This window comes from Mesorhizobium terrae, from assembly GCF_008727715.1.
Taxonomy (GTDB): Bacteria; Pseudomonadota; Alphaproteobacteria; order Rhizobiales; family Rhizobiaceae; genus Mesorhizobium; species Mesorhizobium terrae.
The window spans coordinates 5,425,588-5,452,195 of sequence record NZ_CP044218.1 but is presented as its reverse complement, the minus strand read 5'-3'; the positions used below and the strand labels follow the sequence as shown (position 1 = coordinate 5,452,195).

At 64.0% G+C, this 26,608-nt stretch carries 27 protein-coding genes, 1 pseudogene and 1 riboswitch; of the genes and pseudogenes, 10 read left to right on the top strand and 18 right to left on the bottom strand.

Going from position 1 to position 26,608, the window contains the following annotated elements; genetic code table 11:
* The first annotated feature begins 72 nt into the window (after positions 1-72).
* On the top strand, positions 73-675 hold the full coding sequence (locus FZF13_RS27475; RefSeq protein ID WP_024925469.1) for a DUF922 domain-containing protein: 603 nt from the start codon (positions 73-75) through the stop codon (positions 673-675).
* A 34-nt stretch (positions 676-709) separates the two neighbouring features.
* On the opposite strand, the gene FZF13_RS27470 is transcribed toward FZF13_RS27475, so the two are convergent.
* A complete protein-coding gene (locus FZF13_RS27470) occupies positions 710-1,771 on the bottom strand; it encodes an endonuclease/exonuclease/phosphatase family protein (RefSeq protein WP_244431231.1) in 1,062 nt (353 codons plus the stop codon).
* A 75-nt stretch (positions 1,772-1,846) separates the two neighbouring features.
* Between FZF13_RS27470 and FZF13_RS27465 the strand changes: the two genes are divergently transcribed.
* Entirely contained in the window at positions 1,847-2,455 is a 609-nt protein-coding gene (locus tag FZF13_RS27465; protein WP_051504854.1) for a DUF922 domain-containing Zn-dependent protease, read from the top strand.
* 71 nt (positions 2,456-2,526) lie between these two features.
* On the opposite strand, the gene FZF13_RS27460 is transcribed toward FZF13_RS27465, so the two are convergent.
* Complete coding sequence (locus tag FZF13_RS27460; RefSeq protein WP_024925466.1) at positions 2,527-3,153, bottom strand: MBL fold metallo-hydrolase; 627 nt, start codon at positions 3,151-3,153, stop codon at positions 2,527-2,529.
* Positions 3,154-3,370: 217 nt separating this feature from the next.
* Here FZF13_RS27460 and FZF13_RS29385 point away from each other — a divergent pair.
* A pseudogene (locus FZF13_RS29385) lies at positions 3,371-3,470 on the top strand (winged helix-turn-helix transcriptional regulator); the annotation flags it as partial.
* A gap of 43 nt (positions 3,471-3,513) precedes the next feature.
* Here the strand turns inward: FZF13_RS29385 and FZF13_RS27450 are convergent.
* The 4 genes from FZF13_RS27450 to FZF13_RS27440 form a co-directional block, all read right to left on the bottom strand.
* Entirely contained in the window at positions 3,514-4,974 is a 1,461-nt protein-coding gene (locus FZF13_RS27450) for an AMP nucleosidase (RefSeq protein WP_441931565.1), read from the bottom strand.
* 172 nt (positions 4,975-5,146) lie between these two features.
* Entirely contained in the window at positions 5,147-5,341 is a 195-nt protein-coding gene (locus FZF13_RS27445; protein ID WP_024925464.1) for a hypothetical protein, read from the bottom strand.
* Between the two features lie 32 nt (positions 5,342-5,373).
* Positions 5,374-5,532 carry a hypothetical protein gene (locus FZF13_RS29105; protein WP_162835303.1) on the bottom strand — a complete coding sequence of 53 codons (159 nt, stop codon included), beginning with the start codon at positions 5,530-5,532 and terminating at the stop codon, positions 5,374-5,376.
* Positions 5,533-5,751: 219 nt separating this feature from the next.
* A complete protein-coding gene (locus tag FZF13_RS27440) occupies positions 5,752-6,093 on the bottom strand; it encodes a DUF2147 domain-containing protein (protein WP_024925463.1) in 342 nt (113 codons plus the stop codon).
* Positions 6,094-6,542: 449 nt separating this feature from the next.
* On the opposite strand from FZF13_RS27440, the gene FZF13_RS27435 reads away from it, so the two are divergent.
* Together FZF13_RS27435 and FZF13_RS27430 are read left to right on the top strand one after the other, a co-directional pair.
* Positions 6,543-6,809: an SEL1-like repeat protein gene (locus tag FZF13_RS27435; RefSeq protein WP_024925462.1), complete on the top strand. Its 267-nt coding sequence runs from the start codon at positions 6,543-6,545 to the stop codon at positions 6,807-6,809.
* A gap of 319 nt (positions 6,810-7,128) precedes the next feature.
* Entirely contained in the window at positions 7,129-8,253 is a 1,125-nt protein-coding gene (locus tag FZF13_RS27430) for an ABC transporter substrate-binding protein (protein ID WP_024925461.1), read from the top strand.
* Between the two features lie 90 nt (positions 8,254-8,343).
* Here the strand turns inward: FZF13_RS27430 and FZF13_RS27425 are convergent, their stop codons facing one another.
* The 6 genes from FZF13_RS27425 to FZF13_RS27400 all read right to left on the bottom strand — a co-directional run bounded on the left by FZF13_RS27425 (position 8,344) and on the right by FZF13_RS27400 (position 14,516).
* Positions 8,344-10,296 carry an acetyl/propionyl/methylcrotonyl-CoA carboxylase subunit alpha gene (locus FZF13_RS27425; RefSeq protein ID WP_024925460.1) on the bottom strand — a complete coding sequence of 651 codons (1,953 nt, stop codon included), beginning with the start codon at positions 10,294-10,296 and terminating at the stop codon, positions 8,344-8,346.
* Between the two features lie 42 nt (positions 10,297-10,338).
* On the bottom strand, positions 10,339-10,746 hold the full coding sequence (locus FZF13_RS27420) for a VOC family protein (protein WP_024925459.1): 408 nt from the start codon (positions 10,744-10,746) through the stop codon (positions 10,339-10,341).
* Between the two features lie 88 nt (positions 10,747-10,834).
* Positions 10,835-11,281, bottom strand: a complete 447-nt coding sequence (locus FZF13_RS27415; protein ID WP_024925458.1) for a DUF2019 domain-containing protein — start codon at positions 11,279-11,281, stop codon at positions 10,835-10,837.
* Positions 11,282-11,496: 215 nt separating this feature from the next.
* Positions 11,497-11,958: a hypothetical protein gene (locus tag FZF13_RS27410; RefSeq protein ID WP_244431233.1), complete on the bottom strand. Its 462-nt coding sequence runs from the start codon at positions 11,956-11,958 to the stop codon at positions 11,497-11,499.
* A gap of 44 nt (positions 11,959-12,002) precedes the next feature.
* Positions 12,003-13,610, bottom strand: coding sequence for a carboxyl transferase domain-containing protein (locus FZF13_RS27405; protein WP_024925456.1), 1,608 nt, complete (start codon positions 13,608-13,610; stop codon positions 12,003-12,005).
* A 12-nt stretch (positions 13,611-13,622) separates the two neighbouring features.
* Positions 13,623-14,516: a DUF1444 domain-containing protein gene (locus FZF13_RS27400; protein ID WP_024925455.1), complete on the bottom strand. Its 894-nt coding sequence runs from the start codon at positions 14,514-14,516 to the stop codon at positions 13,623-13,625.
* 321 nt (positions 14,517-14,837) lie between these two features.
* Here FZF13_RS27400 and FZF13_RS27395 point away from each other — a divergent pair, with 321 nt between their 5' ends.
* Together FZF13_RS27395 and FZF13_RS27390 are read left to right on the top strand one after the other, a co-directional pair.
* The gene (locus tag FZF13_RS27395) at positions 14,838-15,230 is read left to right on the top strand and encodes a hypothetical protein (protein WP_024925454.1); all 393 of its coding nucleotides are present in this window, start codon (positions 14,838-14,840) and stop codon (positions 15,228-15,230) included.
* A 255-nt stretch (positions 15,231-15,485) separates the two neighbouring features.
* Positions 15,486-16,634 carry a PcfJ domain-containing protein gene (locus FZF13_RS27390; RefSeq protein WP_024925453.1) on the top strand — a complete coding sequence of 383 codons (1,149 nt, stop codon included), beginning with the start codon at positions 15,486-15,488 and terminating at the stop codon, positions 16,632-16,634.
* Between the two features lie 40 nt (positions 16,635-16,674).
* Here the strand turns inward: FZF13_RS27390 and FZF13_RS27385 are convergent, their stop codons facing one another.
* From FZF13_RS27385 to FZF13_RS27360, 6 genes are all read right to left on the bottom strand, one after another.
* Positions 16,675-17,838, bottom strand: a complete 1,164-nt coding sequence (locus FZF13_RS27385; RefSeq protein ID WP_024925452.1) for an isovaleryl-CoA dehydrogenase — start codon at positions 17,836-17,838, stop codon at positions 16,675-16,677.
* Positions 17,819-18,451, bottom strand: a complete 633-nt coding sequence (locus FZF13_RS27380; protein WP_024925451.1) for a TetR/AcrR family transcriptional regulator — start codon at positions 18,449-18,451, stop codon at positions 17,819-17,821. Before FZF13_RS27380 ends, FZF13_RS27385 begins: the two co-directional genes overlap by 20 nt.
* 228 nt (positions 18,452-18,679) lie before the next feature.
* The gene (locus tag FZF13_RS27375) at positions 18,680-19,312 is read right to left on the bottom strand and encodes a DUF998 domain-containing protein (RefSeq protein ID WP_036254882.1); all 633 of its coding nucleotides are present in this window, start codon (positions 19,310-19,312) and stop codon (positions 18,680-18,682) included.
* A gap of 191 nt (positions 19,313-19,503) precedes the next feature.
* Entirely contained in the window at positions 19,504-19,914 is a 411-nt protein-coding gene (locus tag FZF13_RS27370) for an LIC_13387 family protein (RefSeq protein ID WP_024925449.1), read from the bottom strand.
* Positions 19,915-19,945: 31 nt separating this feature from the next.
* Complete coding sequence (locus FZF13_RS27365) at positions 19,946-20,539, bottom strand: TetR/AcrR family transcriptional regulator (RefSeq protein ID WP_024925448.1); 594 nt, start codon at positions 20,537-20,539, stop codon at positions 19,946-19,948.
* Positions 20,540-21,108: 569 nt separating this feature from the next.
* Positions 21,109-22,176, bottom strand: coding sequence for an SIS domain-containing protein (locus FZF13_RS27360; protein ID WP_024925447.1), 1,068 nt, complete (start codon positions 22,174-22,176; stop codon positions 21,109-21,111).
* A 135-nt stretch (positions 22,177-22,311) separates the two neighbouring features.
* On the opposite strand from FZF13_RS27360, the gene pdxR reads away from it, so the two are divergent.
* From pdxR to FZF13_RS27345, 3 genes are all read left to right on the top strand, one after another.
* Complete coding sequence (gene pdxR, locus FZF13_RS27355; RefSeq protein WP_024925446.1) at positions 22,312-23,808, top strand: MocR-like pyridoxine biosynthesis transcription factor PdxR; 1,497 nt, start codon at positions 22,312-22,314, stop codon at positions 23,806-23,808.
* Positions 23,809-24,046: 238 nt separating this feature from the next.
* Positions 24,047-25,264 (top strand): zinc metallochaperone GTPase ZigA, encoded by a 1,218-nt coding sequence (gene zigA, locus FZF13_RS27350; RefSeq protein ID WP_024925445.1) that lies wholly within the window; start codon positions 24,047-24,049, stop codon positions 25,262-25,264.
* A gap of 152 nt (positions 25,265-25,416) precedes the next feature.
* Positions 25,417-25,622: riboswitch (cobalamin riboswitch) on the top strand.
* Between the two features lie 184 nt (positions 25,623-25,806).
* On the top strand, positions 25,807-26,595 hold the full coding sequence (locus tag FZF13_RS27345; protein ID WP_024925443.1) for an ABC transporter ATP-binding protein: 789 nt from the start codon (positions 25,807-25,809) through the stop codon (positions 26,593-26,595).
* The last annotated feature ends 13 nt before the right edge of the window (positions 26,596-26,608 follow it).

The window sequence follows — 26,608 nt, the reverse complement described above, 5'->3', positions numbered from 1 at the left end:
AGCAAGGCTCGATCAAGCTTCCGTGAAAAAGACGACCATTGAAGGTCTGGCGGAGGGTTGGGAGGAACATTGATGCGTCACGCCGCGGTTCGCTGTCTGGCCGGACTTTTGATTGCAGGAAGCCTGCCCGGCCTCGCCATGGCCGGTGCCAAGGTGGTCGTCCACACCACGAATTACGATATCGCGGGCGACAGCGGTAAGGCGCTGGTCGCCGCCATGGACCAGAGCGGCCCGCGGCACGGCTTCACCACGCGCGCCATCGCCCGCACGTCCTACACCCTCAATTGGGATTACAAGACCGAGCCGTCAGCTGGCGGCTGCCGTTTGCTGCGCGCCGACGGAACCCTGGACCTCACCTACCAATATCCGCGCGTCACCTCGAAAATGTCGCCGGCGCTGCGCAAGCGCTGGCAGGTCTTTTTCGCCGGCGTGCGGGCACATGAGGAAACCCACGGCCGCATCGCCCGCCAGATGGTCGCGGCCGGCGAGCGCTCCGTTTCCGGTCTCAACCTCGCCAACGATCCGCAATGCATCAAGACACGCCGCGAAGCCGAGCGCAGGACCGCCGCCGCCACCGCCGACTACGAAGCCAGGCAGGTCGCCTTCGACATGCGCGAGCACAGCCCTGGCGGCCATGTCCAGAAACTCGTCACCGCCCTGCAGAAAGCGCAATAAGGTCTTCGCCTGAAATCCCGGGAGGCGCCGGCGGTCAGCCGCCGCGTACCAATTTGCGTTGTTCGGGTCGTTCGGCCGAAACAGTCGCCGTTTTCGGTCCGCCCTCCGGTTCCGCCGCCGCCGGCTTCAGCGAGAATTCGACGAGGACCGGCCGGTGGTCCGAGCCGGTGTCTTCCAGAAGCGTGGCCGAGTGGACCACCACGGCGCCCTTGTACAACACCTGGTCGATCGGCAGTCCGGCAAAGGACAAAGCGGCGGGCAGCCTCCGGTAAAACCAGGTCGGGCCGGCGGAGGGCACCAGCGTCAAGGCGCCGGCTCTGGCGAACCGTTGCACCGCCTCGCTCCACGGCACGGCATTGAAATCGCCGGCGACGACGGCGTCTTCGCCCAGTGTTGCCAGCGGGTGGCTCAGGCTGCGGATCTGGCGGAACTGGTTGAACGGCCACGGCCAGCCAATATGGACGGCGGCGACCGCCACTTCCGTGCCGCCGAAGTCGATATGGGCCGTCGCCATCGATCCACGGTCATTGCATTGCGGCTCGCTGCCTTCGACAAAGGGCTGCCTGGACAGCAGCGCCACGCCGAAGAAGCCGTTCGGAAACGGGCAGGCGATGCTGTAGGGATAGACACCGGACAGGAGCTTCAGCTTGCCCGCCCACATGTCGGAAACCTCGTTCAGCGTCACCACGTCCGGCTTGACGCTGTCGATCAGCGACAACACCTTTTCAGGCGTCGGGTTGTTGTAGCGCAGGTTCATCTGCAGCAGCCGGTAGACGGCGCGGTCGTCCGGCTTGGCGGTGAAGCCGGCCTGTGATTTGCCGAGGCCCGGAAGGCTGGTCGTCGTCGCAAGGCAGGCGATCGCAAAAACCAGGAACGGCACCGCCTGCCAGCGCGGGCCGGCAATGATCATCACCAGCGCCAACAAGACGAGCAGCGCCGCGAGGTGGGTGCGGAAATGCGAGAAGGAATCCAACGCCGGATGAAAGGCGCCGAAGAATCCGGCCAGAAGCGCGACGGAGGACGCCACCGCGCAGGCGGCGATCAGGAATTGAAACAGGATACGGGCGCTGTCCATGGCGGTCATAGCTCGAAACATTGCGGCTCATTGATGGTAGGGCAAGCGCTCTCTATGGTGCGCGCGAAAAATGCAATGCCCTATCCTGGAAACGCGATGATCTTGAAGAACGGACTTGTCCTGCTGACGGCTACGGCCGGCTTTGTCTTGGCGGCCTCCTCCGCGCAGGCCGGTGGCCGCACCATCGAACAGGAAAAGCCTTATGCCATCACCGGCGCATCCGGCGCTGAGCTCTACAGTTCCATCGGCCAGAACGGCCCGGCGGTGGGCAGCAGCGGCCGCCGCGTCATCGCCCACACCTTCTTCACGCTCACTTGGTCCAGGAATTACGTGCCGCAGGGCGGCGGCTGCACGCTGGTGTCGGCGACGCCCAAGCTAACCATCACCTATACGCTGCCGAAGCCCGCCAATGCGCTTGCGCCGGCGGTGCAGAAACGCTGGGACGTCTTCATCGACGGCATCCGGCGTCACGAGAAAGTCCATGGCGACCACATGAAGGCGATGTTGAAGCGGATCGAGGCGACGACCATCGGCGTTTCGGTGCCGAATGACCCCGGCTGCCAGAAGATCCGCAAGCAGATCCAGACGCCGCTGTCGGAGGCCTCGCTGGCGCAGCGCCAGGAGAGCAGCGAGTTCGATCGCGTCGAGATGGGGCCGGGCGGCAACATCCAGCGGCTTGTCCTGGGGCTGGTCAACGGCGACTGAGATACTCGGCGAGTGCGAGAGCTGACGGCGACCTTTTCTCCGGTAGCGCGCCTGCCCGGCATCCAGATGCCTTATGCGGTGCGGGGTCGCCACGGCTCGTGCTCGTGCGCGAGCCAGACCAGTTCGGGGTCGAGCGCGCGCACCCGCAGCTGGCCTTCGGTCTGCGGCTCGTCGAGCTCGCCAAACCAGACCGCCACGTCGCCGCCAACGACGACCGGGTGCCCGCCAGTCTCAACGACGACGACCTGCATGCCGGCTGTGTGGCCGGGCGCCGGGACAAGCCGGAGCCCGGGGAGTAGCTCGAGCTCACCGTCGACTGGCACGTACTCCACGCCGGGTGCATCGACCCACTCGCGAATGGTGTAGTCGTCCTCGTTGCGCGCGTTGTCGAGTTCCCGGCGCTGGACGTAGATCGGCTTGCCGGCGAAGAGATGGTTGCCTCCGCAATGGTCGGCGTGCAGGTGCGTGTTGACGACGATGTCGATGCCGGCGAGGTCGAAGTCCTGCTTGCTCAGCGGATACAGGCGCGGACTGAAGGCGGCCACCACTGCCGGGTGCAGCTCCGTCATGCCGGTGTCGACCAGTATGCGCCCGTTGGGATGGTCGATGACGTGCACGTAGACTGGCATTCGCTCGCCCTCGACGAAAAGGTCGGCAACGAGGATTGGCGAGATGGTGATAGAGGCGGGGGCATTCATCTTTTCGTCTCCCTCAACAGTTTTGCACGCTGCTGCGAACAGGGTTTTGGGATCATCTAGATAACGCCGTCGGTCTTGAGCATCCCTCCGCCTCCATCGCTTGCAATCAGCCACGCGGCATATCTGCCTGACTGATTGCATCTCGCAACCGGTTGTAGGTTACATAAACTGATTTTATATTGCAATCGGTTTTTGGAGTGCGCGTGAATGCCCTGCGCTGGGCTGCCCGATCAATCGGATTCTCGAGGCCCTGGGGGATCGCTGGAGTCTGATCGTCATCGGCGACCTGATGTTCGGCAACCGCCGTCACTATAGTCGGTTGAGGCCGACGCCGCACACCGCCGCTCGGAGTACGGCCTCCTACTGGAACGCCGTCTCCGAGAAGCTGCGCAGCTTGCGTGAATGCAGCCGCTCCATCGGCATTTCGGCCAGCTTCTGCATGGCGCGAATGCCGATGGTCAGGTGTTGCGCCACCTGCCGCTTGTAGAATTCGGTCGCCATGCCGGGCAGCTTCAGTTCGCCATGCAGCGGCTTGTCGGAAACGCACAGCAGCGTGCCGTAGGGCACGCGGAAGCGGAACCCGTTGGCGGCGATGGTTGCCGATTCCATGTCGAGCGCGATGGCGCGCGATTGCGAAAGCCGCTGCACCGGCCCGCGCTGGTCGCGCAGTTCCCAGTTGCGATTGTCGATGGTGGCGACCGTGCCGGTGCGCATGATGCGCTTGAGGTCGTAGCCGGAAAGCCCGGTCACCTCGGCCACCGCTTCCTCCAGCGCCACCTGCACCTCGGCCAGCGCCGGCACCGGCACCCACACCGGCAGGTCGTCGTCCAGCACATGGTCCTCGCGCACATAGGCATGCGCCAGCACATAGTCGCCCAGCGCCTGCGTGTTGCGCAGGCCGGCGCAGTGGCCAAGCATCAGCCAGGCATGCGGGCGCAGCACGGCGACGTGGTCGGTGATGGTCTTGGCGTTGGACGGACCGACGCCGATATTGACCATGGTGATGCCGCCATGGTCCGGCCGCTTCAGATGATAGGCGGGCATCTGCGGCAGCCGTCCCGGCGCGGTGCCTTCGCTGAGCAGCGGCGTGCCCGGCCTGGTGACGACATTGCCCGGCTCGACGAATTCGGAATAACCCTCGCCACCCTTCGCCATCAACTCGCGCGCCATCGCGCAGAACTCGTCGATGTAGAACTGGTAGTTGGTGAAGAGGACAAAATTCTGGAAATGCTGCGGGCTGGTCGCCGTGTAATGCGTCAGCCTGTGCAGGGAATAGTCGATGCGCTGGGCGGTGAAGGGCGCCAGCGGGCGCGGGTCGCCCAGCGCCACCTCGAAGGTGCCGTTGGCGATCTGATCGTCGGTGCCGTCGAGGTCCGGCACGTCGAACAGGTCACGGATCGGCCGGCGGATGCGCTCGGCGGCGGCACTGTCGACATAGGTTCCTTCCAGGAAGGCGAAATGCAGCGGGATCGGCGTCTCCGATTCCGAAACGATCACCGGCACGCCGTGATTGCGCATGATCAGCCTGAGCTGTTCGGTCAGGTAGCTTTCGAACAGATGCGGTTGGGTGATGGTGGTCGAGAACTGCCCCGGCGTCGGCAGATGGCCGTAGGCCTGGCGCGAGTCGACCTGGGTGAACGAGTTGGTGACGACGCTGACCTCCGGATAGAAGGCGCGGTAGCGCTTGTCGTTGCCGCCGCCGGCGGCAAGTGCCGAGAAGGAGTCGCGCAGGAATTTGGTGTTGCGCTCGTAGAGCACCTTGAGCGCGGCGACGGCCTCGCCGGCATCGTCGAAGGATTGCCGGGCATAGGGCTCCGGCATGACCAGGGTCTCGATGGCTTGTGGATAGATTCGCTTTTCCATGACCCATTATAGAGATGGAACATGACACTGGGGAGGGGCCGCCCCGCCAAAGGCTCATTGGCCCATGCTTTTTTAGTGGTCCGTGTTTTCTAGCTGCCCGTGCTTTTAGCTGATTGAGCAATCAGCTTGATCAGCCGCGCTGCAGGCTGACCAGAAGAACCAGCCCGATGCCGTTCTTCTTGAGTGCCGGCGCCTCGATGGTCGAGCCCGTGCCTGTCCGCATCATCGGCACGGCCAGCACCGGAGCAGCCAGCAGCATCAGGATCAGCATGGCGCGCGGCAACAGCTTCAGAACGGCGACGGTGTTTTCGGCGATGCTGTTCATGGCGGCGGCTTTCGATACGAGGTGTCGGGTGTTCAACGGGTGTAGCTGTCGGGGCAGGCGAGACCGCAGAGCCGCAAGCCGGCCTGATCCCAGGCCCGGGCGGAGCGGCCGTCTCCGGCAACCAGTGTCGCGAAGCCCATGCCGAACAACGTCATCAGCAGGCAGACGATGGTGAAGCGGCGCGCAAGCATTGGTCTCTCCCTCAATGCTGGAGAGAATGCCCGAGCGCGGCTGAACCCCTTCTGAGGCCACCGTTCATCCAGGGTTCAAAATGATTGACGGAAATTCAGATGCAGCGCCCCTTCTCCCGCAAGGGGAGAAGGAGAGGCAACTGCAACCGCAGCTCCCAAAACAAAAGGCGTTCCCGCATGGCGGAAACGCCTTGTCGTCAACCGGGTCTGCTGTTCGGCTTACATCTTGGTCCAGGTCTGGCTCTTGCAGATGAGGCCGCCCAGCACACAGCCGCTCATCTTCAGCGACTTGCCGGAGATCGAGGCCTTGCCGTTGTAGGTCTTGTCGTTCTCCGGATCGGTGATGGTGCCGGCATATTTGCCTTCACCCGTCGATTTGAACGAGCCGATCGTCTTGCCGGCATGCTTGCCGGTCTTCAGCGTGATCGAGAACGAGCCGCTGCCCGAGATCGCCGCCGTGGCACCGGATGCCGTCTTCCAGTTGCCTTCGATCGGGTCGGCCCAGGCCGCGCCCGCCATGATCAATGTGGCCGCAACAGCCAAGCTGAGTTTGCGAAACATTCCTTCCTCCCTGTGCGCTCCGCCGGACCTGCGGGTCCAGCCTCTCCATCCCTCACGCCCAAGCAGGCTAATCCAGTCCCCAATAAAACAAAAGCCGTGCCGCTGGGGAAGGAAAAGCGCTTTTTCATCGGCGTTCGAAAGGGCATTTCGCCGGCTGCTGAGGCATTTCTCAATTCGCGAAGCTTTCGCGTGGTTAGCGAAACCTTGTTTTGCGAGGTTCGGATTTTCGTCGAATTTGAGCGAAAACCCAGCAATCGCGGACTTCCTATCCTTAACGGTTTCTCACGTTTACTTCTTGTTTTAGCTTTGTTTTCTTCCAGTTAAGCAAGCCATTTAACGACGGATTCAAGCGTCCCCTTCATTCTTCGAAGCATCGGAAGAGCGCACACCCACTGAAGAAAAGGGTGGCGGCTTTCAGGAGCAGACAGGGTCAGACAAGGGGATTTGAAATGGCACGTTTCGAGATGCTGGAAGCAGGGTTCGGTACGATGGGCGCAACCGCTCAAGCCGACATTCTCTTCGAACTGGGCATGATGTATGCGACCGGCCGCGACTGCGAGACCGACGTAGTCACGGCTCACAAATGGTTCAACATCGCCGCGATCAAGGGCTCGACCCGCGCCGCGGAACTGCGGTCCGAACTTTCGGCTTCCATGACCAAGGGCGAGATCGCTCATGCCCTGCGCGAAGCCCGCGACTGGATGACCACGCACTGAATTCCGCCCCGCGAGGGGATGGTCTCGCCGCTCCAACGGCGAATTGAAGAAACGGAAGCGGCCAGCAAGGCCGCCCGGCGAAACAGGGAAGGCGGGTCGTTTTCGAAGCCATCTGGCTCGAAACCGCCCCGGCGAAAGAAAACCGCGACCGGTCGTTACAAGACCGGCGCGGTTTTCGCATTTTCGACCCGGCATTTGGCCGGCGCGATTAACCCGACGATTGCAAAAACGCTTCGACGGGCTTGACGAGCGGTGGAATTTTGAGGCCATTCTCGGCCAAGCGTGGCCAGGGGGTTGCGCAAGCCTTGGGAGGTTTAAAGTGAAGAAGACCAAATTTTTGAGCGCTGCCTTGTTCGGCATGGCGCTCAGCGCCTCGGCCGCTTATGCCGAAGACATCACCTTCGCGGTTGTCGGGCCGATGACGGGCCAGCTCGCCACCATCGGCGACCAGTTCAAGCACGGCGCGCAGGCCGCGGCCGACGCCATCAACGCCGCCGGCGGTGTCAACGGACGCCAGATCAAGATCGACATCGAGGATGACCAGTGCGACCCTAAGCAGGCCGTTTCGGTGGCCAACCGCATCGTCGGCAACGGCGTCATGTTCATTGACGGTCACGCCTGCTCGGGCTCGAGCATTCCGGCTTCCGCCGTCTATGCCGAAGCCGGCGCGCTGATGATGAGCCCGGCCTCGTCCAACCCGCTGATGACCGACGACGCCGCCAAGAAGGGCTGGTCGACGATCATGCGCCTCTACACCCGTGACGACGCCCAGGGCGCCTTCATCGGTCCGTGGATTGCCAAGAAGTATGCCGGCAAGAACGTCGTCGTGCTGCACGACAAGAGCGCCTATGGCCAGGGTGTCGCCGACGCCGTGAAGGCGACGATGAACGCGGGCGGCCTGAAGGAAGTGCTCTATGAAGGCATCAATTCCGGCGAGAAGGACTATTCGGCACTGGTCACCAAGCTGAAGAACCTGAAGGCCGATGTCGTCTATTTCGGCGGCTATCATCCGGAGGCCGGCCTCATCCTGCGCCAGTCGGCCGAGCAGAACTTCAAGTACCAGCTGATCATGCCGGACTCCATCGCCTCGCCGGAATTCTGGCAGGTTGCCGGCCCGGCTGGCGAAGGCACGATGTTCGTGTTCCCGGCTGACCCGCAGGCCCGCCCGGAAGCCAAGGAAGCGATTGAGAAGATCAAGGCCAAGGGCTTCGTGCCGGAAGGCTTCACGCTGTTCTCCTACGCCACGATCCAGGCTTTCGCCGAAGGCATCAAGCGCGCCGGCAGCGACGATCCGGGCAAGGTTGCCGCCGCGCTGAAGGACGGCAAGCCGATCAGCACCGTGGTTGGCGAAGTCATCTTCGACGAAAAGGGTGACCTGAAGAACGCCAAGTACGACATCAACCAGTGGCATGAAGGCAAGTACGCGCCGATCAAGGTCGACTGATCCCGCATGGGATGATTGATGAAAGCGGAATGGCCGGGCTTGTCCCGGCCATTTTGTTTGCTGGAGATCGTGGCGTGGATCGTCGGCGGCTCAGGCCTCCGTCTCGGCGAACCGCACCAGCACCGTTCCGTCCGTCACCTGCGCGCCCTCCGTAGCGATCTCGGCGATGGTGCCGTCATGCGGGGCGGCGATGGTGTGCTCCATCTTCATCGCTTCCAGGATGAGCAGCGGCTGCCCCTTGACCACCACGTCGCCAGCCACCGAGCGCACCACCTTGACCAGCCCCGGCATCGGCGCACGCAGATTGCCGACACCCGCGCCGGCATCATCAGCCTTGGCCAGCGGATCCGGCACGCCGAAACTATAGCCCGTGGCGCCGGCAAAGACGGTGACGTGGCCGGGCCAGCGCGCCAGCCGCTTGCCGCCGCCGGCCCGCAAGGCGTGCACGCCCGTCTCGGTCGCGACATCGAAGCCACCGTCGTCGCGCGCGGTGATGCGGGCAGCGATTTCCTCGTCGCCGGCTTTCAGCCTGATGCGGCGCGCGCCGGCGTGGAAATGCGCGTAGCCGACAAGTGACGACCATGGGTCGGAACCGTTTCGAGGGATGGAGACGTCCGCCGCCGCAAGTGCTGCCGTCGCGATGACATCGTCGCCGGGAAGGGCGATCGCCGTCAAAGCCTCCTGCTTGCGGCCGATAAGGCCGGTGTCGACATCGCCGGCGGCGAAATCCTCATCGGCGGCCAGCGCAGCCAGGAAGGCGGTGTTGGTGACAGAGCCGGCGATTTCGGTACCGGCCAGCGCTTCGCCGAGCGCGGCCAGCGCGCTCGCGCGGTCGGGCCCATGCACGACAAGCTTGGCGATCATCGGGTCGTAATAGGGCGAGATGGCATCGCCCTGGCGCACGCCTGTCTCGACGCGCATGCTGGCACCCGCCGGCGCGGTCTCGGGAAAGCGCAGGTGATGCAGCGTGCCGATCGCCGGCAGAAAGCCCTTGGTCGCATCCTCGGCATAGAGCCGCGCCTCGAAGGCATGGCCGGAAAGCGCGATCTCGTCCTGGGCCTTCGGCAGCTTTTCGCCGGAAGCCACGCGCAGCTGCCATTCGACGAGGTCGACGCCGGTGATCATTTCCGTCACCGGATGTTCGACCTGTAGGCGCGTGTTCATCTCCATGAACCAGAAGCGGTCGGCCAACAGTCCCTTCGAGGCGTCGACGATGAACTCGATGGTGCCGGCGCCGGAATACTGGATCGCCTTGGCGGCCTTCACCGCGGCATCGGTCATCGCCTTGCGCAGCGCCGGCGTCATATCGGGCGCCGGCGCCTCCTCGATCACCTTCTGATGGCGCCGCTGCGCCGAGCAGTCGCGCTCGTAAAGATGCACGGCATTGCCGAAATTATCGCCGAACACCTGCACCTCGATATGGCGCGGCTTGTCGACATATTTCTCGACCAGCACGCGGTCGTCGCCGAAGGCGGCCTTGGCCTCGCGCCGCGCGCCGGACAGTGCCTCGGAAAAATCATCGGGATGATCGACCCGGCGCATGCCCTTGCCGCCGCCGCCGGCGCGCGCCTTGATCAGCACCGGATAGCCGATCTCGCGCGCCTTGGTGGCCAACAGCACGATGTCCTGCGCCTCGCCGTGATAGCCGGGCACGACAGGCACGCCGGCCTTTTCCATCAGCCGCTTAGCAGCATCCTTGAGGCCCATGGCGCGGATGGACGCGGCCGACGGGCCGATGAAGACCAGCCCCGCCGCCGCCACCTGATCGACGAAATTCGGGTTTTCCGAAAGGAAGCCGTAGCCGGGGTGAATGGCCTCGGCACCCGTCTGCTTTGCCGCCGCGATGATGCGCTCGGCCCTAAGATAGCTCTCGCCGACCGGGGAGGCGCCGATATGGACCGCCTCGTCGGCCATGGCGACATGCAGGGAGGCGGCGTCGGCGTCGGAATAGACGGCGACCGTATCGATGCCCAGCTTGCGCGCGGTACGGATGATGCGGCACGCGATCTCGCCACGGTTGGCGATCAGGATCTTCGAAAACATCGGGGCCTCCAATGGTAAGGGCAATTAAGGTGCCGGACTTGATTATTTCGGCGTAATCACCACCGACGGCGCCGAGCGCTCGAAGGGGCCATGGTGGACGGCCTCGATGTTATTGCCGTCCGGGTCGAACAGGAAGGCGGCGTAGTAGCCGGGGTGATAGCTGCGCTCGCCCGGTCCGCCATTGTCCCTGCCGCCGGCGGCAAGGCCCGCCTGGTAGAATTTCGCCACCGTCTCGCGATCGGGCACCTGGAAGGCGAGATGCACGCGCGAGGTCTGGCCGCTGGCGGCGTCGATCCACAATTCGTCGGCCGAGAAGAAGGTCTCGCCCTCATGAATGGAGGAGGCGTGGCCGATGGCTTCGAGTACTGCGCGGTAGAAGCGCCTGGTCGTTTCAAGGTCGGCCGCGCGCAGATGGATATGGTCGATCAGGCGGCCGCGATGGAATTGCATCGGTAGTCTTTCCTCGTGTTGGTACCGGGTAGTTGTGGTGCTGCCGGCGCGCCATCGCGCGCCGGTCGCGTCTTCGATTGTTCCGCTGCTAGTCTGGCCGCCTCGGCAGCTCGATCCCATAGGTGCGCAACGGCTCGATGAGCTTATTGTGGTCGAAATCCTTGACGCCGAAGTATTCGTAGAGTTTCCAGCCGGCAGAAAGGCCAACGGCGACATATCCCTTTTTCGGGTCTTTCGGCATCCAATTGGCGACCAGAGATCCGAGTACAGGAATGGCTTTTTTGGGCGCCCACCCCATAACTCGGCCGGCCGCGCGCAGGCGCACTTCGGGCATCTCATGTGTCATCAGACGCTCAAGTGTATCGCGCCCGATTGGGGAGTTAACAAGCTCATCCAGCACGAGCCGCATCCGATCCACCTGACGGTTTCCTGCACGCGTGTCCTCGCGCTCCCGTGCGGCAATCTCGAGCTCATTGGCTTCGATCAGACGACTAACGAGGGTCGTGATACGCGCATCGGTAACGGGAGAGGCCATGGGCGAACTCCTTCCGGACGGGTTCGGAACGGCGGCCATAGGAGACCTCGCATCCCAAACACGCCGAACGTCGCGTCCGGGATTTGCACGTCGAATGCGGCGCTCGGGCCGAGCATCGACACTTGCCCCGTAGTGCCGGCCGCCACCATCATGGCAAGGCCGGCACGCAGCTGGACTTAGCAACGCGGCTTTGCGGCCGGAGAGACGCGCGCGGCTTACTTCGAAGCCGCGATCTCGCAGCTGCCGCCTATGTTGATCTTGCCCTTGTAACTGTCGCGGGTCCTCACGCAGCTTGCCATCGCCTTTTCTTCCGCAGCCGCCTGCGTCTTTGCGTTCAACGAATTGCCGCAAATGACGAAGATATCCCGCACGCGAGAATAGGGCGTGATTGCGTAGGCTGAGTGGCCTCCAGCCGCCACATAGGCCTTCCACGCTTTGGTGCAGGGGTCTTTCGGATTGTCCGGCAAAGTCGGAGGGAACCGCTTGTCGCCCTGATTTCCCGCCAATGATCCGGCGGTTGTTATGTTTGAAGTCGCTGCAAGAAGCATGCAAGCCAGAACGGAAATATTCAAAGAACGAAGATGTCGCAAATTTATCCCCATGTGCCCAATATTGAACACCGTAATCAATAGAAGAAATTGTCGCTGTCGGGCAATGCAATTCTTCGACTGGCCCATTTGAACAGCACTGTATTGGCTTCGGTGAAAACAAGTGCACGGCGTCACATCCTGAACACGCCGAATTTCGTGTCGGGGATCGGCGCGTTGAGCGCGGCCGACAGCGAAAGCGCCAGCACCTCGCGTGACCTTACCGGGTCGATGATGCCGTCGTCCCAAAGCCTTGCGGATGAATAGAGCGGGTGGCCCTCGCGCTCGTATTTTTCCAGCGTTGGGCGCTTGAATTCGGCCTCTTCCGCGGCCGTCCAGCTGCCGCCCTTGCGCTCGATGTTCTCGCGCCGCACCAGCGCCAGCACCATCGCCGCCTGCTCGCCGCCCATCACCGAGATGCGCGCATTGGGCCACATCCACAGGAAGCGGGGCGAATAGGCGCGCCCGCACATGCCGTAATTGCCGGCGCCGAACGAGCCGCCGATGATCATCGTCACCTTCGGCACCTGCGCGGTCGCCACCGCCGTCACCAGCTTGGCGCCATCCTTGGCGATGCCGCCGGCCTCGTATTTCTTGCCGACCATGAAGCCGGTGATGTTCTGCAGGAACACCAGCGGGATCTTGCGCTGGCAGCACAGTTCGATGAAATGTGCGCCCTTCACAGCGCTCTCCGAAAACAGCACGCCATTGTTGGCGATGATGCCGACAGGCATGCCATGGATATGGGCAAAGCCGGTGACCAGCGTGGTGCCGTAATTCTGCTTGAACTCGTCCAGCTCCGAGCCGTCGACGATGCGCGCGATCACCTCGCGCACGTCATAGGGCTGGCGCAGATCCGTCGGCACGATGCCGAGGATTTCGCGTGGGTCGTAGAGCGGCGCCACGGGCTGGCGCAAGTCGAGGCCGCTCTCCTTTTTGCGGTTGAGGTTGCGCACGATGCGGCGGCAGATCGCCAGCGCGTGTTCGTCGTCCATCGCATAGTGGTCGGCGACGCCGCTTTGGCGCGTGTGCAAATCGGCGCCGCCCAGTTCCTCGGCGCTGACATCCTCGCCGGTCGCCGCCTTAACCAGCGGCGGGCCGCCGAGGAAGATGGTCGCTTGCTTGCGCACCATGATCGATTCATCCGCCATCGCCGGTACATAGGCGCCGCCGGCCGTGCAGGAACCCATCACGCAGGCGATCTGCGGGATGCCGGCGGCGCTCATATTGGCCTGGTTGTAGAAGATGCGGCCGAAATGCTCGCGGTCGGGAAACACCTCGTCCTGGTTGGGCAGGTTGGCGCCGCCGGAATCGACCAGATAGACGCAAGGCAACCTGTTCTGCAGCGCGATCTCCTGCGCCCTGAGGTGCTTCTTCACCGTGACGGGATAATAGGTACCACCCTTCACGGTAGCGTCGTTCACCACCACCATCACCTCGCGGCCTTCGATGCGTCCGATGCCGGCGATCATGCCGGCGGCGGAAATGGCATCGTCATACATGCCCCAGGCGGCGAACTGGCCGATCTCCAGGAAGGGCGAGCCGGTGTCCAGGAGTTGCGCCAGCCGGTCGCGAGGCAACAGCTTGCCGCGCTGGGTGTGGCGGGCGCGCGCCTCTTCCGTCCCGCCGCGTTGGACCGTTGCCGCCTTGTCCGAAATGTCGGCGACCAGCGCCCGCATGCGCTCGGCATTGGCGCGGAAGGTTTCGGAGGAGGTGGAGACCGAAGAGGTGAGCGCTGGCATTAAGACCTCGTTTCAAATGGGTTCGTGCACGACCGCGAGCTTGCCGCCGCGCCGCTCGTAAAGCAGCGGCGACATGATATTCTGGTCGTCCTTGGTGAACTCGTCCATGAGCTGGCGCGCCATTTGCAGCCCTTGCGGCGCATTCTTGTTGAACGCGATGACGAAGTCGCGCTCCGGCACGCCCAGAAAATAGCCGCCGGGGAATCTCTTGGCGACATAACCGTGGAACCAGTCCGACAGCAGCAGGGCGGCCGAAAGCGGCGCATTGCCGTCGATCTCGAACACCGACACATCGTCGCCGATCCGCTGCTCGATCACCTTCTTGATCTGCTCTTTCAGGTTCTTGCGGCCGAGTTCGGCAAGTTCCTCGAGGCTGCGGCCGCCGGTTTCCGAGCGGTCGAGCGTGCGCAGCGCCGTCGGCTCGTCCATCTGGTAGAGCACGATCAGATCGCCAGCCAGTTCCTGGAAAACCGCGCGCTTTGTCAGGTCTCCCCCGCTTTGCATGAGGTAGCCCTTGGAGCGCACATTGGCGAAAATCCGCGCCGGATCGCTGGTGTACCCCTCTTGCAGGGTGGCGAAAGCGCCGATGAAGGTCTCGATCGCTTCTCCGGCCTCCGCCGGTGGAAGGCCCCGGACCTGGTCGAGCAGGTAGGTCACGTCGATGCGGATGCGGCCGCCTTCGCCGTTCTTGCGCGAAAGATCGATCTGCGCGGGGTCGTCGGGATTGGGCTTGATGTCGACAAAGCGGCCATCCTTGCGCAGGCGCTTTTCTACCGCCGCCGCCAGCTGCTCGACCGTTGCATAACCCTGCTGCTGCGCCGCCGAGACCGGGCTCGAAACCGCGAGCGGAACCGCGACCAGAAGCCCGAGCGGGATCAATAGCTTCAAGAGCTGTTTCAGTTTCATGATGTCCCCCCAATACGCTCCATTTGAACGTATGAGGAACTTATAGGGAACATTTCGGCGTTTTACTATAGTTTCGTCGCGATTTCTCGGCAGACCGGCCTTGCGGCGCAAATCGTTTCGATGTATTGGCCACGCCCCGCGCGAAGCCTCGTCTGTCTGGTCGCGCATGACACTGTGATGGAGGCGACGATGAAAAGCAGAATTCTGCTTTCCCGCGAATGTCTGCCTCGGGCGTGCGAGCAAGCCGCCTGAGGGCGGCGACTTTTTAGCCAGAAACATCAGCAAGTTTGAGGAGCGGCGCGCGGCGCCGCCAGTGTCATCATGTATGTGCGGTTCGTCACGCCGCTTATCCACCCCGACAGCCGGGTGGAGACCGGCTTCTTCCGGGCGTCCTGGTATCTCCACCGGATCGGCGCGCCGGACTGGATTCTGCGCGAGCTCTACGACGAGTTCGAATGGTTCAACGAGCACCTGCCGGTGCCGGGCCGGGTGGCGCGCCATTTCAAGCGGCGCAACTCGATCTGGGGCGTGTGCTGGTTCGACCACGACGCGCGCGAGATGATCGCCCGGGCGCATTATTGCGCCTGGCTGATCGAAGAGGGCGGCTTGCCGGTGCGGGCGGTCAGGATCGACCGCCACCGCGAAGTGCTGTGGCGCGACGCGCACCAGGTGGTGGTGAAGCCGACGTTCGAAGCGCCGCGCGGCTTCAACTGAAACGGCGGGGAGCCAGGTGCTCCCCGCCGACGCCACCGGTTTGTCCAAAGCCTCAGTTGCGCGAATGCAACAGGCACTTATCGCATTGGAAACAATACTCTTTCCGCACTTGCCCGAAATCCGTTGGCGGCCTAGAGAGCCGCCCCGTTCAACCGAAAGGAGACCCGTCCATGACCGCGAGACCGAGATCGACACATTCCGTGCCGGCGCTCGACGCGCGTCCGGCTGACAGGGTTTCACCAAGGATGAACGGCCATGGCCAAGTCCACGATCAAGCGCCGGCGCGAGGCCGAGCGCGAACGCATTGCCTGCTATGAAGCGACGCTGCGGCGTGTCCAGCGCGCGCCGCGTCCGGCTCCGGACTTCGCGCGTGCGCTGAACGACGCCGGGCAAGGGTTCGCCGGCGTCATGGCCCGCGAACCCGAGGCATGGCGCCCCATGTTGAAGACGCGCGATGCCGCACGCCTGCAGCTGGCCGCGGCACGCCATCTCTTCGCGCTCTACCCGGTTCCCTATGCGCTGGAAGAAATCTGGCTCGACGGTTCCGGTCTCGACGCCGACGAAATCGCGCTGCGCCGGCGCTGGTACGTGGTTGCCGCGCGCGGTCGTTCGCTGTGGAAGGAGGAGGCGCGAACGTGGCTTTCCCGCAAGGAAGTCCACTGGTTCCTCAACTCGCCCGGCGATCTCGGTTTCGACGAGGCGATCTGGCTGGCCGTGGCCCGCTCCTACACCGGCGACCTCGGCTCGGCGCTGCGCATTGCCCGTTCGAAGATCGCGCGGACGCCGCGTGCCGGCTTCGTCTTCTGGCGCGAGGTGGCACGCTTCTTCTGCGTGAACGTGGCGACCATCGCGGAGATCGACGATCTCTGCGACTACCTTGCCGCGCGGCGCGAGCGGGAGCCCGGCTACAGCCTCAACGGCCGTACGCTCGCCTCGCTGCAGCGCCAGATGGCCGAGTGGCATCGCGACCTCGAGACTATCGCTCGCATCGAGGCGGCCCGGCGCCGGGCCTTCCGGGCAGCGGGCGGCGAGCCCGAGGGGCGTTGGGCCGGTTCGCCGCTCGACGACTGGAGCTGGAAGCCGACGGCGGGGGAGGTGCGCGTGCGTAAGGAGCAGTTCACGGTGACGCAACTCGTCACCGCCGACGAGCTCGTGGCCGAGTCCCGCGCCATGCATCACTGCGTGTCCAGCTACGCGCAGAAGTGCATCTCCGGGCAGGCTTCGATCTGGTCGTTGCGTCGCTGCGTGGAGGGCAACATCAAGCGTCTGCTCACCATCGAGCTCAATCGCCAGCACCATGTGGTGCAGGTGCGCGGCCACGGTAATCGCCTGGCCACCGCTGAAGAGCGTCAGGTGCTTGGCCGATGGGCGAAAGCGAAAGCCATCGCGCTGTCCGAGCGCTAGAAGACAGCCCGCGCGGCGGAAATGTCGCGCGGGCTTCATCTCAGATCGCCTCCGCCATCATCTCGCGGCCGATCAGCCAGCGGCGGATTTCTGAGGTGCCGGCGCCGATCTCGTACAACTTGGCGTCGCGCAGCAGGCGGCCGGTCGCATAGTCGTTGATGTAGCCGTTGCCGCCAAGCAGCTGGATCGCGTCCAGCGCCATCAAGGTCGCCTTTTCCGCGGCAAAAAGGATGCAGCCGGCGGCGTCCTTGCGGGTCGTCTCCTTGCGGTCGCAGGCGGCCGCCACGGCATAGACGTAAGCGCGGCAGGCATTCATGGTCGTATACATGTCGGCGAGTTTGCCCTGCACCAGCTGGAAGGTGCCGATCTGCTGGCCGAACTGCTTGCGCTCGTGCACATAGGGCATCGCCACGTCCATGCAGGCGGCCATGATGCCGAGCGGGCCGCCGGCCAGCACCGTGCGCTCATAGTCGAGGCCGGACATCAAAACCTCCACGCCGCGCCCTTCCTCGTGCAGCACGTTCTCGAATGGCACCTCGACGTTTTCGAACACCAGTTCGCCGGTGTTGGAGCCGCGCATGCCGAGCTTGTCCAGCTTCTGCGCCACCGAGAACCCCGCAAAGCTCTTCTCGATGATGAAAGCGGTGATGCCGCGCGAATGCCGCTCCGGGTCGGTTTTGGCATAAACCACCATGGTCTCGGCGTCGGGGCCGTTGGTGATCCACATCTTGGTGCCGTTCAGCACATAGCGGTCGTTCTTCTTGTCGGCGCGCAGGCGCAGCGACACCACGTCCGAGCCGGCACCCGGCTCCGACATGGCGAGCGCGCCGACATGCTCGCCCGAACAGAGCTTGGGCAGGTATTTTTCCTTCTGCGCCGGCGTTGCCCAGCGGTTGATCTGGTTGACGCACAGGTTGGAATGCGCACCGTAGGAGAGCCCGACCGAGGCCGAGGCACGGCTGATCTCCTCCATCGCCACCACATGCGCCAGATAGCCCATGCCCGAGCCGCCATAGTCCGGATCGGCGGTCATGCCGAGCAGGCCGAGTGCGCCGAGTTCGGGCCAAAGATGCGGCGGAAATTCGTTGCTGGTATCGATCTCGGCCGCCAGCGGCGCGATCCTGTCCTGGGCAAAGCGCCGCGTCAGGTCTCGGATTGCCTCGACGTCCTCGTTCAATCCGAAATTAAGCGTGTGCGTGTACATGCCTTTGCTCCCCAGCAGGCTGTGGCGCGCCGACAAGGCGCATGGTCATGGATAGGTAGGTTTCGGTGACGCCGTCGATCGACAGCCGCTCGCCCGGCCGGTACCAGACGATGACGCCGGTCATCATCTGGATCAGTGCCATGGCGGTGAGGCCGATATCGTCGACGGCAAAGACGCCCTTCTCGGCGCCGTCGCGCAGGATGGTGCGCAATTCCTTCTCGTAAGCCGTGCGCAGTTTCAGGATGTGGGTCAGCCGCTCCGGCGCGAGGCTGCGCAGTTCCATGTTGGAGACATGCGTCGAGGAGCGGCGCTCGATGTGGAAGGCGATGTGGTTTTCGACATAGGCGGCAAGCCGCGCCGTCGGGTCGACCGTGGCGGGGCGTGCGCCTTCCCAGGCCGCGATCAGCCCGTTCATATGGTCCTGCATCAGCGTGTAGAGCAGGTCTTCCTTGGTCGGGAAATAGCGGTAGAGCGCGGCGGCCTGCACGCCCACCTCGGCGGCCAGCTGGCGCATGGAGACGGCCTCGTAGCCGTGACGCGCGATCAGCGACAGCGCCGCATCCCGGATCGCCGCCTGCGTCCTGCCGCCGTCAGAGCCCGTTGTTCTCGCCATCGTCTCCTCCCGATTGGAGGATAATAAAACGAACGTTCAATTAATTCAAGAGCGATGACACGCGCTGTGACGAGGCGGTTGATGTCCCGGGCGGATTTTCCGATTCAGGGCTGCAACTTGCAATTCAGTTGCAGCCTGCGCTTCGTTCGATGCCGGCGCGCGTAGCCTTTTTCAGGACCAATAAGGGCGTGGTCCAGGAAGACGAATTGGTGCCGCGCTGGGCAAGTCTCACGACACGACGTTTGAGTCGCGAAGCTCGAAAGAGACGAGCGAAAACCAGCCGAAGAGCACGACGCCGGCGCCTCCGATAATCACACCGGCAAAGGAAGGATTGGCTATGCCTGTCGCAACAAGCGCCGGGGCAAGCAGGGCCGTGGCGATGCTGTAGACCATCCAGCCGGGCTTGCCCGCGGCACTGAACCGGCGCGCAAGGACGAAGCAAGCCGCGATCAGTGACAGGAACGAGACCAGGAATGCCACCAGATGCAAGGCGCCGGTGGCGCTTATCTGCGGCGCTTGGCCCGGGGAAGGGAGCGGGTCGGGGCCGAACAATCCGGCCCCAATCATGCCAAGGCCGTAAAGGCCGACGAGGATGGGGCCAGCACTGCTCCCGCGCTGGTCACGCAAAACCCGGCGCAGCCCAACCGCGCCAGCGAGCGCCAGAAAACCGGTCAAAAGAAAGTTGGCGATCTGGATCCAGCCGAGCTCACCCAGCGCAAGAAGGCTGAGAGGCTGGGTCCGAATGTCATGGCTCGGCCTCAGCGCCAGTTGCAGGGCAACGACGGCGTAGAAGACCGGGGCAGTCGCAACGCCGCAGGCGAGGAGGGCGCGATCGACAGGCTGGGGCGAGGCGGTTTTCATCTGGCTCTCCATGAGTGAAGGGAATGGAATGGGACTGAATGGCCGTGGAAGGCGGCTCGCAGGCGATGCGGGCGCCGGTGCCGGTCGCCCGCAGCGGGTGGCGGCCATGGCCGGAGATGGCCACGGAGAACGCGTCGCCAAAATTGAAGGCGGGGGTGTCTGGAAATTCGAAAGTCAGCCGACGCGTCGGGTCATCCGTGCGCCATCACCATTCCGGCCAGATAGAGCACCAAGGCTACGGACATGATGATGAAAGGCACGCTGAACCAGAAACGCTTTGCAATCAGCACGATTGTGGCCAGGAACCCCGCGCCGACCGCGGACAAGGCGGGGAGTTCGAGCACCGCGGGCTGCAACAAGGCCAGATAGCCGTAAATCGCGCCGAACAGGATCAGGCCCAGGCTGTGGCTCGCGTTGAAGCCAATCCAGGCGCGCCACATCGATGCGCCGGGACTGACGCGCAGTGTCGCGCTGCGGAGTGTTTTCAGCGCCGTTTCTTCGCGAGGATGAAGTTCGGTTCCGAACAGCGTGTACACCAGGTGCATCGCGCCGATGACGGCGACGATCAGGGCGCAAACGGCTACAGGCCAGTTGATGGTCATATTGTTTCTCGCAATGAAAAGAGGAAATGGATCAACGAGGTTTCGCGCCGAGCATGAAGAACTCGAACGCATGCGCGAGCTCATCGCGCAACGATGCCGTCGGGCTTTCAAGCCAAGTCATCAGTGCGTAGAGAATGAGGAAATGCAGATAGTTGGCGAGCCGGATGGCGGATTCGTCGACGCGCACTTCGTCAACCTCCTGGGCTTTGGCGATGAGAGCCGCATAGGCGGCGGCCATGTCGGAGGACGTCTGCCCAGCCTCTCCTTGCTTCAATTGCTGGAAGCGAAAGCGGAGATAGGCGGCTGCGTATTGCCGGTGCTGCTCCCACCATAACGCGGACGCGTCCAGCAGGGTCGAGATGCGGGCCGAAAATGAACGCTGCGTCATGACCTGCCCTATCAAAGGGGCCAAATCTTCGGCCAGGCGTAGGTGCATCCATTCGACGAGCACGGCCTCCTTCACCGGGAAGTGGTTGTAAAGCGTTCCGCGTACGACGTCGGCTTCGATGGCGATCTGTTCCATGGTCACGGCGTCGAAGCCGTGGCGCTCGAACAGCGCGTGGGCGGTCTCGGCGATACGAAGACGTGTGCGCTGACTTTTCCCGAGTTGCGGTCTGCTGGCCATGGCGTGTTCCAAAAATATACAATGTCTAAATGCGAGTGACGTCTAATTCGCGTCCAACTACGCCGGCTTGGCGATGCATCGCCGTCGTTTTGCTGGACTGATCCCTGGCCGAGGAGTGCCTATGTTAGTTGCTCCGGTGCTCGGCGGGTTCAACCTTGCGGCAATAATTGAACTATGTGCAATATTAGACATTGTATAAAAACAAGTCAAGTGGGGGCTGCGTTCGCGAGCTCCGACGGAAGCGGGATCCAGCAACGCGGTCCAACTGCCGGGGAGACTGGGGTGTTGATTAGAGGAGGGCTTGAACAGCGCCTCCGTTCGCGAAACGCATTCTGGCGATGCCGAGCAAGGGCAACGCGACCGCCACCGCGTTTTCGTCCGGCGCGATCAGTCGCTAGACCATTGCCGGACGAAAACGCGTTGGACGAACCTGACTATGCATCGGGAGCATAAAGACGCAATGGCCGACCAGGTCCATGCCCCGGCTTCCGAAGGTCGTTCACCGTCAATTTCCTGAGTGACCCGGATCACCCACGACCACCTGCCCTTGTCTCGGATCGCTTCGCCCCTCAGGCCCTGAGCAGTTCGGCAATCGCGGCGTGGTATTTTGGCGTGTCACGACGCGCCATGTCGGGATTGACGCCCTGGGCCGCCGCCATGTGATAGGCGAAGAACTGCATCGGCAGCAGCGACAGCATCGGCGAGAGATGTTCGTCGGTGGAGGGCAGGGGGAAGACGGCGGCGTCGGTCGGCTGCTCCGGTGCGTCTCCCAGAACGAGCATGTCGGCGCCGATCATGTCGAAGACCCTGGCGGCCACGTTGACGCGGCGTGTCGAGGCGCCGGGGTAGTTCACCAGAAGCACGCCGTCGCCGGCGTTGAGCGATACGACCGGGCCATGCAGATATTGCTCCAGCCCGAGCCCGTCTATCTTGCCGAAAGCAGCCTCGCGAACCTTGATCACCACTTCCCAGGCCGACGCTTCGTTGGGCCCGGCGCCGACCGCGTAGTTCGCGCGGCTGGCCGAGCGGCGCGCGAACGGCGCCAGTTCTTCGCCGCGCTCGATCACCTCCTCGACCTGGCTCGGCATCGCCTCCAGGCATCGGCGGAAACCGGCGGTCCCGTCAGATCGACGGATATCCCCCAGTTCGGTTGCGATCTGGGCGATGGCCGCCATGGCGCAGAGGTGGGACGAGGTGTAGGCAGCCGAAGTCTCGCGCTGCGTCGTGCGCAGCACCGCATCGGCATCGCCGATCGCCGCCTCGGTTCCGGCAATGGCCACGACGCGGCAGCGCGCCTGCCTGGCGACATCGAACAGCACACGCGAATAGTGCTTCACGCCGGTGTGAGACAGGATGATGAACACGTCCTTTTCCGACGGCCGATAGGCATCCGTGTAGCATGCGAGGTCGTAGGAATTGACCGGCCGGGCATCGGCGCCGGCGGCGCGAAGCATCCAGGCGCCGGCCAGGGCCGCGCAATAACTCGTGCCCATGCCGGCCAGGAACACGCGCCGCGCACCGGCCAATATCGTGGCCGCTTCCGCCGCCGGCTTCCACTCTTCCGAGAGAACCCTTCTCAGGTCGGCGGGCTGCCGGTGGATGGTTTGATACAGTGCGGATTCGGTGCCAATGGCCATTGTCGCTTCTCCAGATGTCGGCCGCTGGTCATCAGCGGCTGTCCGCATGTTGAAGCGTTATCTTGTCCCACTTCCAGTTCCAGAAAATATCGGATTTCATGGGCCATTGGTCTTGAACGCGTCGCGGGGACAATGATGGCAACGAATATGGGTGAACTGGCACCGCTCGGCATCGACCGGCGGCAGGGACGTTCGCTCGGGCGCCAGCTCTATCACCAGCTGCGCGCGAAGATCCTCGCCGGAGAGCTGCCGCCGGGAACCCGGTTGCTTTCGTCCCGCAATCTGGCGCTGGAGCTGGACATCTCCCGCAACACCGTCGCTGAAGCGTTGAGCCAACTCGTCGCCGAGGGCTATCTGGAGGCGCGGGCCGGCGCCGGAACCTTCGTCTCCCGCATGCTTCCCGAACGCAGTTCGACGCAGCCGGCGCCTGGCGCCGACGTGCCGGAAGCACGGCCCGGGTCGGTGCTGTCCGCGCGCGGCCAGGCTACGCTGCGCCACGCATTGGCGCCGCAATCCCGCAATCCGGCCTTCACGCCGGGCTTGCCTTCGTCCGAGGCCTTTCCAGCCAAGGCGTGGGCGCAATGCGTCGCTGCCGCGTCGCGAACGACGCGTCATCAGCTGGCGGAACACGACGATCCACGCGGAAACGCGCAGCTGCGCTCAGTGGTCGCCGCCTATCTGAGGGCCGCCAGGAATGTCCGCTGCGAGGACGATCAGGTCTTCATTGTCGGCGGCGCCCAGGATGGCATTGATCTCCTGTGCCGCGCCCTTTTTGCGCCGAATGATGAAGCGATTGTCGAAGAGCCGGGCTACAGCGGCCTGAAGAGCGTGCTTGCCTCATGGGGACTGTCCGTTCGCCCAAAGCCCGTTGACGGGGAGGGGTTGATCGTCCCGGCCGACAGCGCCGAGTGGTCCGGGGCAAGGTTGATCTGCGCAACACCGTGCCACCAGTTTCCGCTCGGCATGACGATGAGCCCGGCGAGGCGGTTTTCGCTGCTTGCGGCGGCGCGCGCGGTCGGTGCCTGGGTCCTGGAGGACGATTACGACAGCGAATACCGGCATCTGGGCAATCCGCTGCCGGCGCTGCAGGGCCTGGATGGCGGCGAGCGCGTCATTCATCTCGGTTCCTTTTCCAAGATGCTGTTTCCCGCCTTGCGGCTTGCCTATCTCGTTGTTCCGAAGCCCCTTGTCGATCCGCTGTGCAACGTCCGCGCGGCGACCGGCAACCACGCACCGGCCGCAAGCCAGCTGGCGCTTGCCCGCTTCATGGAACGCGGTCATTTCACCCGCCATCTGCGCAAGATGCGGCGACATTATTCGCTTCGTCGCGCGCGTTTCGTAGAGCTGCTCGAAAACAATCTGTCCGCCTGGCTGAAAGTGTCAAACAGCGAATGCGGCCAGCATGTCATCGTGGAACTGGACGAAAACACTCTCCGAGGGATCGACGACCAGGCTTTGGCAAGGGCGGGCGAAAAGCTCGGCCTGACCCTGGTGCCGCTTTCCGCCTTCTACGAGGGCACGCCCCGCAAGCAGGGTTTTGTCCTGGGCTTCGGCGCGCTGTCGGATCAGGACATGCTGAAATCGGTCGAGCAGTTGCGCGGGCTGCTAGCGACATTCACCCCGAAGGCCTGACCGACAGTTGCGCACACGCAATTGCCGACGTCATGTCGCGCGGGCCGTGCCGAAGACCCGCACGACAATTCCGCCGACACAGGAGATTTCAAACCGAGGCTTGCCTTTTCAAAATATGTTACGTTATAACAAAACTACCTCGCCAAGGCGGGCACCGATGCCGGACGTGACGACACGGCCCGTCCGCACCCTTTGCCTCACCCGCCGCAGACCTCATCGTCATCCCCGGAAAGCAGCCATGCCCCAACCCAGTCCAAACCGCCTTCCCGTCACCGTGCTCTCCGGCTTCCTGGGGGCGGGCAAGACGACGCTTCTCAACCACATCCTGCACAACCGCGAGGGCCGCCGCGTCGCAGTCATCGTCAACGACATGAGCGAGGTCAACATCGATGCCGCGCTCGTCCGCGACGGCGGCGCCAACCTGTCGCGCACCAACGAGCAGCTGGTTGAGATGACCAATGGTTGCATCTGCTGCACGCTGCGCGACGATCTGTTGAAGGAGGTGCGCCAGCTCGCCGAGCAGGGGCGGTTCGACTATCTGCTGATCGAATCCACTGGCGTTTCGGAGCCGCTGCCCGTCGCCTCCACCTTCGAATTCCGCGACGAGACGGGCGCCAGCCTGTCCGACGTCTGCCGCCTCGACACCATGGTCACCGTGGTCGACGCGGCAAACCTGTTGCGAGACTATTCCTCCGCCGACTTCCTGCGCGATCGCGGCGCTTCGCTCGGCGCATCCGACGAGCGCGCTCTGGTCGATCTGCTGGTCGAGCAGATCGAATTCGCCGATGTCGTCGTGCTCAACAAGGTCTCGGCCTGCGCCGCGCCCGATCGCGAACTGGCGCGCAAGATCGTCCGTGCGCTCAACCCCGAGGCCGAACTGATCGAGGCGGATTTCGGCCGCGTCCCGCTCGGCAAGGTGCTCGACACCGGCCGCTTCGATTTCGAACGCGCCGAACAGCACCCGCTCTGGTTCAAGGAGCTGAACGGCTTCAAGGACCACATGCCCGAGACCGAGGAATACGGCATCCGCTCCTTTGTCTATCGCGAGCGCCGCCCCTTCGATCCAATGAAGCTGAAGGCATTCGTCAGCCGGCCGTGGCCGGGCGTGGTGCGCGCCAAGGGTTTTTTCTGGCTGGCGACGCGGCCAAGCCATGTCGGCGAACTGAGCCAGGCCGGCGCGCTGGTCAAAACCGGCAGGCGCGGCCTGTGGTGGGCCGCAGTTCCCCGCAACCGCTGGCCCGACAGCAATGAATGGCGGGACGCCATGCTGCCCTATCTCGATCCAATGTGGGGCGACCGCCGCCAGGAACTGGTCTTCATCGGCTGCAATCCCATGAACGAGGTCCATATCCGGGCCGAGCTCGATGCCTGCCTCGTCGATTGTCCGGTCTTCGCGCCGGAGCTGTGGCGCGACATGTCCGATCCGTTCCCGAACTGGGAAGGGCAGGCGGCATGATCATCGCTTCGCTGCGCAAACTGTTCACCGCCCGGAGCCATATCGACTGCGACTGCCACCGCCCGCGCGTTCGTTATACGCCGCCCGGCGATCGGCCCGCCGCCGGCTCCGCGGGCGAGCATGAATGGCCATTGCCACGCGGCGGCCGCCCCAATAGGGTGCCCGACGATGGTTCCCCGAATCGAAAGGTCCGGGGTGAAAAGGGAACATGGTGAGGCTCTTCGGGCCGAGGCCATGGCTGCCCCCGCAACTGTAAGCGGTAGCAAAGTCCGAAATACGCCACTGGCCGACAGGCCGGGAAGGCAGGACCGAGCCGAGACCCGCGAGCCAGGAGACCTGCCATCGCAACGAGTTGACCGGACGGGGTGTGCCGGGAGGAAGCTTAGAGGGCGGCGTCTGCCGTCATCCCGGCCATCCTTCCGCGCCTGATCGAAAGAGAGATCGGTGGAAGGTATTGCTGCTCTTCGACGCAAACGCGTATGCCGCGCGGCGGCCGCGTCGGTCTCGCCACGCACCTCACGCGTCGCATCGGACGTTCTGCCATGAACGGGCCGGTTCTTCAGGCCCGCGGCCTTTGTTACCGGCCTGAAACCGGCGTCAGCCTCGTCGAGGAAGTCGGCATCGACCTGGCAGCCGGTGAAAGGCTCGCCATCATCGGCCCCAACGGCGCCGGCAAGACGACGCTTTTGCGCATGCTGTGCGGCATGCTGCGCCCGAGCCGGGGCACGGTCAGCCTCGAGGGCCAACGGCTCGACCGGCTGTCGATGGCCGAGCGGGCGCGCAGGATCGCCGTCGTCGGCCAGTCCGACCAGCCGGACCCACGCCTGTCCGTCCTCGACTATGTCGGGCTCGGTCGCATCCCGCATGCCAGCCTGCATGGCCAGGCGGACGAGCGCGACATCGTTGTCGATGCGCTTGGTCAGACCGGCCTGCTGCCGCTGCAAGCGCGCGCCATGGGCTCACTCTCCGGCGGCGAGCGCCAGCGCGCCCAGCTTGCCCGCGCCATCGCGCAGCGGCCGACCGTGCTGTTCCTCGACGAGCCGACCAATCACCTCGACCCCCGCGCGCGCGGCGAATTGCTCGAATTCGTTGCCAGGCTGGGCATCGCCGTCGTCACCGTCTTGCACGACCTGCCGCTGGTCGCGCCCTTTGCCACCCATGTCGCCGTCATGGACAAGGCGCGGTTGCGCGCGCTCGGCTCGCCGGTCGAGACGCTGACGCCCGCTCTGGTGCGCGAGGTCTTTTCGATCGACGTGTTGCGGTTCCCCCATCCGGAAGAACGGGACCGCGAACTGACGGTCTTCGACGTTCCGATCCGCCTTTCCCGCTGAACAATCCCAACGG